We start from the raw sequence: 7,963 nt of genomic DNA, 5'->3' as shown, positions 1-7,963 counted from the left end.
CAAGCCCCCTCCCACAATGGATCTGTGGTGTCCTTACAGCTGGAAGCGGTAACCCACCCCATACAACGACTCAATCGGCGTTTCCCCCGGGCACGCCTGTTCCAGCTTGCGCCGCAGGTTGCGGATATGGCTGTCCACGGTGCGGTCAGTCACCACGCGGTGGTCGGAGTAGATTTGGTCCAGCAACTGGTCACGGGAGAACACGCGGCCAGGGCTGCGGGCGAAGGTGTTGAGCAGGCGCAGTTCCAGCGGCGTCAGGTCCAGCGCGATGCCGTCGAGCGTGGCCAGGTACTGCGCTTCATCGATCACCAAACGGGGGGCGGTGCTGCTGAGCAATTGCGGGCTGCGGCGCAGGATCGCCTTGACCCTGGCCACCACTTCACGCGGGCTGAACGGCTTGCAGATGTAGTCATCGGCCCCCAGCTCCAGGCCCAACAGGCGGTCCACTTCCTCGACGCGGGCGGTGATCATGATGATCGGCACCGCGCTGAACCCGCGCAGGTCTTCACACACCTGCATGCCGTCGCGGCCCGGCAGCATCAGGTCCAGCAGGATCAGCTTGGGGTCATGGGCACGCACTGCCGGCACCACTTGCAGGCCGTTGTCCAGGCACAGGGTTTCATGACCCGCCGCCGTGAGGTAGTCCTGCATCAGTGCGGCGAGTTTGGGTTCGTCTTCGACGATCAGAATCGGGCGTTCTTCGCTCATGCTTTACAGGCTCCGGGGCAGGCGCAGGGTCAGCCACAAACCGCCGAGGGGCGAGTGATCGGCGCTGAGGCTGCCGCCATGGGCGAGGGCGATGCTTTGGCAGATCGCCAGGCCCAGTCCGGCGCCGCCACTGGTGCGGTTGCGCGAGGATTCGCCGCGATAGAAGCGCTCGAACAAGCGTGGTAACTGATTGGCCGACACGCCGGGGCCAGAATCCATCAACTCGACACGCACCTCCTCACCATCCACACCGGCGCTGATACGCACCACACCCTCCGGGTCGGTATAGCGCACGGTGTTTTCCAGCAGGTTGGAAAACAGTTGCTGCAACCGATTGGCGTCCGCCAGCACCTCCAGCGGTTGCGCGGGCAGCTCCAGCTCGACGCGCAGTTGCCGGTTGTTCAAGCGCTCCTGGAACATGCTGACGCTGTGTTCCAGCAACTCATTGAGCACGCACGGCGCCTTGCGGTAGGTGAGGGCGCCGACATCCGCCAGGGACAGCTCGTACAAATCATCCACCAACTGGCTGAGCATGCTGACTTCGCCTTGCAGGGATTTCATCGCGGTCTGGTCCAGGGTGCGTACGCCGTCTTCAATCGCTTCCAACTCCCCGCGCAGCACCGATAACGGCGTGCGCAGTTCATGGGATACATCGGCCATGAATTCGCGGCGCATCTTCTCGTTGCGCTCCAGGGTATAGGCCAACTGGTTGAAGTCCCGCGCCAATTGGCCGACTTCGTCGTTGGAGGCCACTTCGACCCGACTGCTGTAGTCGCCGCTGGCCAAGCGGTGGGTGGCTGCCGCGACGCGCTTGACGGGCGTCAGCAAGGTGCGGGCGATCCACCAGGCAATCAGCATCGCCATCAACAAAGAGAAGAGGCCCATCACCAGACTGGTGCGGAACTGGTACTGCTGGAAGCGTTCGCCGCCGGCTTCGGTCACGCTCTGGAACGGTGTCACCGCCAGCCAACCGACGGTTTCACCCGCGACCACAATCGGCAGGGTCAGGGCGTCGTCGCCAATGGCGGGGTAGCCGGTGACGCGTTTTTTGTCTTTATCGAGCAGGGCAATGCGAAACAGCGCGCCGGTCAGGTCCGACAACAGCGGCGTCTTCAAGTCGCGAATCGCCTGCTTTTCGCCGGGTTCCGGGCGCATCACTTCGAACCAGCGATCCGGCTGGTTGCGAAAATACTCCCAACTGCCTTCACGCTCATAGGTGGCCACCAGGCGCGGCAATACCGGTGTCATGCGTTCCAGCGCCTGTTCATTGATATAGCCCAGGAACCCCCGGCCAAAACTCCAACTGGTGGCTACCCCCATGCTGAGGATGACCAGCAACACGCCGGCCAATACCGCGACAAACAACTTGGTGGAAATACTCAGCTTCATGAACAGCGGCCGTAAAGAAGGGACCTGCCCATTTAGGCCCTCAGGCGCAAAAGATTCAACCCGGGCGGGCAATCTTCAATTTTCCTGCACATTTGCCTCGCAGCATAAGGGTAAGGCTTGCGCCATCCCGTCTTGCAGAGGCAGATATGTCGACCAAATACTTCGCCAAATACCTGGTAACCGCCGCGGTTTTCCTTTCTTTGATCATCCTGGCCGTGCTCGGCGGCTGTTCGGCCGGCGACCCCGCGCCGCAGGCTGCCACGCCCAGCGTAACGGTGCTGACGGTGCAACCGAAAACCCAAGTGCTGACCACCGAGCTGGCCGGGCGTACCCAGGCCTTTATGGTCGCCGAGATCCGCCCGCAGGTCGGCGGCATCGTGCAACAGCGCCTGTTTGTCGAAGGGGCCGAGGTCAAGGTGGGGCAGGCGCTCTACCAACTCGATGCCGCCCCTTACAAGGCCGCACTGGCCCAGGCCGAGGCCACGTTGAGCAAGTCCCGTGCGACCTTGAAGTCTGCGCAAACCACCGCCACCCGTAATGCGCAGCTGGTGAAGATCGACGCCATCAGCCAGCAAACCAACGAGGATTCCCAGGCCACGCTGCTTACCGCCACCGCCGATGTGCAGGTGGCTCAGTCCGATGTCGAGACCGCACGCATCAACCTGGCCTACACCCGCATCAGCTCACCGGTGGCCGGGCGTATCGAAACCTCCACCGTCACCCCCGGCGCCTTGGTAGTGGCCAACCAGGACACGGCGCTGACCACCGTGCAGCAGCTCGACCCGATCTACGTCGACGTAACGCAGTCCACCAGCGAACTGCTCGGCCTCAAGCGCGACCTGGCCAGCGGCGTATTGCAGGCCAATGGCGATGGCGAAGCCCGCATCAGCCTCAAGCTGGATGACGGCAGCACCTACAACCAGGAAGGTCGCCTCAAGTTCAGCGGTGTCAGCGTCAACCAGAGCACCGGCACCGTGACCTTGCGCGCCGTGTTCGCCAACCCCGACCACCTGTTGCTGCCGGGCATGTACGTGCGCGGCGAGCTGGAACAAGCCCGCGATGACCAGGCGATCCTCGTGCCACAAAAGGCCGTGACCCGCAGCGCCAGCGGTGTGACGTCGGTGTTGCTGGTGGTCGACGGCAAAGTTGAACAACGCGTACTCACCGTCGACCGCGCCATCGGCAACCAGTGGTGGGTCACCGCCGGTTTGCAGGCCGGTGACCAGGTGATCGTCGAGGGCGGGCAGAAAGTCCGCGTCGGCGCCGTGGTGCACACCCAGGCCGTGGATGCCGGCGCACTGGCGAAGGAGGGTTGAGCATGGCGCGTTTCTTTATAGATCGACCGATCTTTGCCTGGGTTATCGCCATCGTGATCATGCTCGGCGGCGCGTTGTCCATCAGCCAACTGCCGCTGGAACAGTACCCGGATATCGCGCCGCCCACGGTGCGCATCTCCGCCACTTACACCGGTGCTTCGGCCAAGACCGTGGAAGACTCGGTGACCCAGGTCATCGAGCAGGCGCTCACCGGTCTGGATAACCTGACCTACATGTCGTCGTCCAGCAGTTCGGCGGGCAGTGCGAGTATCAACCTGACCTTTGGCGCCGGTACCGACCCGGACGTGGCGCAGATGCAGGTGCAGAACAAGCTGCAACAGGCCGAATCGCGCCTGCCGCAGTCGGTGCAGAGCGAAGGGCTGACGGTGACCAAGGGCGGTTCGGACTTCCTGATGATCGCCGCGCTGGCCTCGGACAATCCCACCGTCACCGGCACTCAGATCGGCGACTACATCTCCAGCACCTTGCTCGACTCCATCAGCCGTATCGACGGCGTGGGCGAAGTCCAAACCCTGGGTTCTGGCTATGCCATGCGCATCTGGCTCGACCCGGCGCTGCTGGAAAAATACGCGCTGATGCCCTCGGACGTCAGCGCTGCCCTGGAGGCGCAAAACACCGAGGTGTCCGCCGGCCAGCTGGGCGCATTGCCTGCCGCCAAGGGCCAGCAACTCAACGCTACCATCACGGCGCGCAGCAAATTGCAGACCGCCGAGGAGTTTCGCAGCGTGGTGGTCAAGTCCACCAGTAACGGTGCCGTCGTACTGCTGGGGGACGTGGCCACGGTAGAACTGGGTAGCGAGAGCTATGACGTCAACTCGGCCCTCAACGGCAAGCCGGCGGCGGCCATGGGCGTACAACTGGCAGCGGGGGAGAATGCGCTGGAGGTGGGGGACGCGGTGAAAGCCAAGCTCAAGGAAATGGAACCGTATTACCCCACCGAAATGCAGCTCAAAACCGTGATCGCCTACGACACCACGCCGTTTGTAAGCCTGTCCATCGAGGAAGTGGTCAAGTCCCTGGGCGAGGCCATCTTGCTGGTGGTGTTGATCATGTTCCTGTTCCTGCAAAACCTGCGGGCCACGCTGATCCCGGCGATCACCGTGCCAGTGGTGTTGCTCGGCACTTTTGGCGTGCTGGCGTTATTCGGCTATTCGATCAATACCCTGACCATGTTCGCCATGGTGCTCGCCATCGGCTTGCTGGTGGACGATGCGATTGTGGTGGTGGAAAACGTCGAGCGGGTGATGAGCGAGGAGGGGTTGCCCGCGCTTGAGGCGACGCGCAAATCCATGGCGGAAATCACCAGCGCATTGATCGGCATCGCGTTGGTACTGAGTGCGGTGTTTATCCCGATGGCGTTTTTTGGTGGGTCCACCGGGATTATCTACCGGCAGTTCTCCGTGACCATCGTCTCGGCCATGGTGCTGTCGGTGTTGGTGGCGATGACCCTCACACCGGCGCTGTGCGCAACCATGCTCAAACCCTCGAACGGCCATGGCACCCAGGGCGGATTTTTCGGTTGGTTCAACCGGGGTTTCGAACGTTGTTCGGCGCGCTATGAAGGCCTGGTCGGCGCCGTACTCCAACGCGGCCGCCGCAGCCTGGTGGTGTACGCACTGGTGGCCCTGGCCATGGCCGCCGGTTACGCCAGCCTGCCCACCTCGTTTTTGCCGGATGAAGACCAGGGCACCCTGATGGCGCAGATCCAGTTACCGGTGGGCGCCACCGACAGCCGCACTCAGGCAGTGATGGCGCAGTTTGAGGACTACATGCTCAAGCAGCCCGAAGTCGAGGCGATGATCAGCATCAGCGGCCTGGGCATGGGCGGTAACAGCCAGAACACCGGCCGGGCGTTTATCCGCCTCAAGGACTGGAGCGAGCGCTCGGCCGATGCCGCCACGATAGCCCAGCGCGCCACCCTGGCGTTGTCGAGCATTGGCGATGCCGATGTGTTCGTCATGCAGCCGCCGGCGGTGCGTGGTCTGGGGCAAAGCTCGGGGTTTGATTTGCAGCTCAAAGACTTGGGGGGCTTGGGCCATGACGCCTTGGTCGCCGCGCGTGAGCAATTCATCGAATTGGCCAAGCAAGACCCTCGCCTGTTGGGCGTGCGCAGCAACGGTCTGGACGATACGCCGCAGCTGAAGGTCACCATCGACGACCGCAAGGCTGGCGCCTTGAGCCTGTCTACCAGTGATATCAACACCACCTTGTCCACTGCGCTGGGCGGCACGTATGTGAATGACTTCCTCAACCAGGGCCGTGTGAAGAAGGTATATGTGCAGGGCGCCGCCGATTCACGCATGCAGGCGGCGGACCTGGACCACTGGTTTGTGCGCAACAGCAATGACGAGATGGTGCCGTTTTCTTCGTTTGCCAGCAGTTCGTGGAGCTTTGGCTCGCCGTTGCTGGAACGCTACAACGGCAGTGCGTCGTTGGAGGTGGTGGGCGACCCGGCGCCGGGTGTGAGTTCCGGTGATGCGATGGACGCCGTCGAAGCCATCGCCCGGCAACTGCCCCAGGGCATTGGGTATGAGTGGACCGGGCAGTCCTATCAACTGCGCTTGTCCGGTTCCCAGGCGCCGTTGCTGTATGCCGTGTCGGTGCTGTTCGTGTTCCTGTGTCTGGCAGCGTTGTACGAAAGCTGGTCGGTGCCGTTCTCGGTGATCCTGGTGGTGCCGCTGGGGGTGGTGGGTGCGGTATTGGCCACACGGGTCACCGGCTTGAGCAATGACGTGTACTTCCAGGTCGGGCTGCTGACCACCGTGGGGCTGGCGGCGAAAAACGCGATCCTGATCGTCGAGTTTGCCAAACACCTGCAAGAGCAGGGCAACAGCCTATGGGACGCGACACTCACCGCCGTGCGCCAACGCCTGCGGCCGATCCTGATGACCTCCCTGGCCTTCATGTTCGGCGTGCTGCCGTTGGCGATCAGCAGCGGTGCCGGTTCCGCCGGCCGCCGGGCCATCGGCACCGGTGTGTTGGGCGGCATGTTCAGCGCCACGGTGCTGGGGATCTTTTTTGTTCCGCTGTTCTTTGTGCTGATCCGCCGCCGCTTTGGCCGCGTCAGCACCGCGACCCCAACCGTCCAGAAAGGTGACGCATGATGAGGTTTTACGGGCCGATCCTGGCCGCACTGGCCCTAAGTGGCTGCATCAACCTGGCACCGCAGTACCAGCAACCGGAGGCGCCGGTGCCGTCTGCCTGGCAAGCCGGCGTCAGGGGCGAGGTGGCAGCAGATATCCAATGGCAGCAGTTCTTCACCGACAAGCGCCTGGCGCAATTGCAAAGCTTGGCGCTGACCAATAACCGCGACCTGCGCCTGGCCAGCCTGAATATCGAGAAGGCCCAGGCCCAATACCGTATCCAGCGTGCGGCGGCGTTTCCAACGATTGACGCGGGCGTCAGCGGCACCCACGCACGTACCGCCAGCACCGGCACCACCCACGACTACAGCGCGCAATTGGGGTTGAGCAGTTACGAAGTCGACGTGTTCGGTCGCGTACAGAACTTGCAGGACGAGGCGCTGGAAGCCTACCTGGCACTGACCGAAACCCAGCGCAGCACACAAATCAGCCTGGTGGCTGAAGTGGGCACTGCGTGGCTGACCCTGGCTGCCGACAACGAACGCCTGCAATTGGCCGAAGACACCCTGGCCAGTCAGCAAGCCACCTATGAACTGACCCAGCGCAGCCATGCGCTGGGTGGCTCGGCGGCATTGGCGGTGGCTCAGGCGCAAACCACCGTGGAATCGGCACGGGTTGACGTGGCGGAGTACCAAAGCCAGATCCTCCAGGACCGCAATGCCTTGCGCCTGTTGGTGGGCAGCGATATTCCCGAAGCGTTGCTGCCGGGCACCCACCTGCAATCGGCGGCGGCGTTGGTGCAAGTGCCGGCTGAATTGCCGTCGAGCCTGTTGCAGCGACGCCCGGATGTATTGGCGGCAGAGCACAGCCTCAAATCGGCGAATATCGATATCGGCGCAGCGCGTGCAGCGTTTTTCCCCAGCATCAGCCTGACCGCGAACGCGGGTTCGGCGAGTTCGGCGTTGTCCGGTCTGTTCAAGGCCGGAAGCGGCGCCTGGACCTTTGCGCCGAGCATCAGCGTGCCGATCTTCGACGCCGGCAGTAACCGCGCCACGCTGGATGCGGCCAAGGTGGAGAAGGAGATTCAGGTGCAGACCTACCAGCAGACATTGCAGACCGCGTTCAAGGAAGTGGCGGATGCGTTGGCGGTACGTAGCACGCTGGATCAGCGCCTGGCGGCACAGCAGGCATTGACCGATGCCAGCCAAAAGAGCTTTGAGCTGTCAGATGCGCTTTACCGCGCCGGTTCGCAAAGTTATCTCGAAGCCCTGGATTCGCAGCGTTCCTTGTACAGCGCGCAGCAGGACCTGATTACTTTGCGCCTGGCGGAGCAAAGCAACCGCGTGACCCTGTACAAAGTCATGGGCGGCGGCTGGCAATAACGGATTCACCACAATCGAGCTGTCGAGAGAGATCAATGTGGGAGGGGGCTTACCCTAATGCCAG

Annotated in this window: 5 protein-coding genes; 3 read left to right on the top strand and 2 right to left on the bottom strand. The window is 62.8% G+C overall.

Annotated elements, in window-relative coordinates:
• Positions 1–33: 33 nt before the first annotated feature.
• A complete protein-coding gene (locus tag DYL61_RS30800) occupies positions 34–708 on the bottom strand; it encodes a response regulator (protein WP_135311524.1) in 675 nt (224 codons plus the stop codon).
• A gap of 3 nt (positions 709–711) precedes the next feature.
• A complete protein-coding gene (gene baeS, locus DYL61_RS30795; protein WP_135311523.1) occupies positions 712–2,097 on the bottom strand; it encodes a sensor histidine kinase efflux regulator BaeS in 1,386 nt (461 codons plus the stop codon).
• A gap of 146 nt (positions 2,098–2,243) precedes the next feature.
• On the opposite strand from baeS, the gene DYL61_RS30790 reads away from it, so the two are divergent.
• The 3 genes from DYL61_RS30790 to DYL61_RS30780 are packed head-to-tail and all read left to right on the top strand — an operon-like array spanning position 2,244 to position 7,899.
• Complete coding sequence (locus DYL61_RS30790; RefSeq protein ID WP_135311522.1) at positions 2,244–3,413, top strand: efflux RND transporter periplasmic adaptor subunit; 1,170 nt, start codon at positions 2,244–2,246, stop codon at positions 3,411–3,413.
• 2 nt (positions 3,414–3,415) lie between these two features.
• The gene (locus DYL61_RS30785; protein ID WP_135311521.1) at positions 3,416–6,538 is read left to right on the top strand and encodes an efflux RND transporter permease subunit; all 3,123 of its coding nucleotides are present in this window, start codon (positions 3,416–3,418) and stop codon (positions 6,536–6,538) included.
• Positions 6,538–7,899, top strand: coding sequence for an efflux transporter outer membrane subunit (locus tag DYL61_RS30780; protein ID WP_420825097.1), 1,362 nt, complete (start codon positions 6,538–6,540; stop codon positions 7,897–7,899). The genes DYL61_RS30785 and DYL61_RS30780 overlap by 1 nt, the downstream gene beginning before the upstream one ends.
• Positions 7,900–7,963: the final 64 nt, after the last annotated feature.

The organism is Pseudomonas nabeulensis (genome assembly GCF_004682045.1).
GTDB classification, from domain to species: Bacteria; Pseudomonadota; Gammaproteobacteria; order Pseudomonadales; family Pseudomonadaceae; genus Aquipseudomonas; species Aquipseudomonas nabeulensis.
Note: the sequence above shows the minus strand (reverse complement) of the source record. Positions and strands in the feature narration are given on the sequence as shown.

What these genes read in the sequence shown, in the direction of transcription:
- DYL61_RS30800 (WP_135311524.1), bottom strand. Translation starts at nt 708, where the DNA reads ATGAGCGAAGAACGCCCGATTCTGATCGTCGAAGACGAACCCAAACTC.
- baeS (WP_135311523.1), bottom strand. Translation starts at nt 2,097, where the DNA reads ATGAAGCTGAGTATTTCCACCAAGTTGTTTGTCGCGGTATTGGCCGGC.
- DYL61_RS30790 (WP_135311522.1), top strand. Translation starts at nt 2,244, where the DNA reads ATGTCGACCAAATACTTCGCCAAATACCTGGTAACCGCCGCGGTTTTC.
- DYL61_RS30785 (WP_135311521.1), top strand. Translation starts at nt 3,416, where the DNA reads ATGGCGCGTTTCTTTATAGATCGACCGATCTTTGCCTGGGTTATCGCC.
- DYL61_RS30780 (WP_420825097.1), top strand. Translation starts at nt 6,538, where the DNA reads ATGAGGTTTTACGGGCCGATCCTGGCCGCACTGGCCCTAAGTGGCTGC.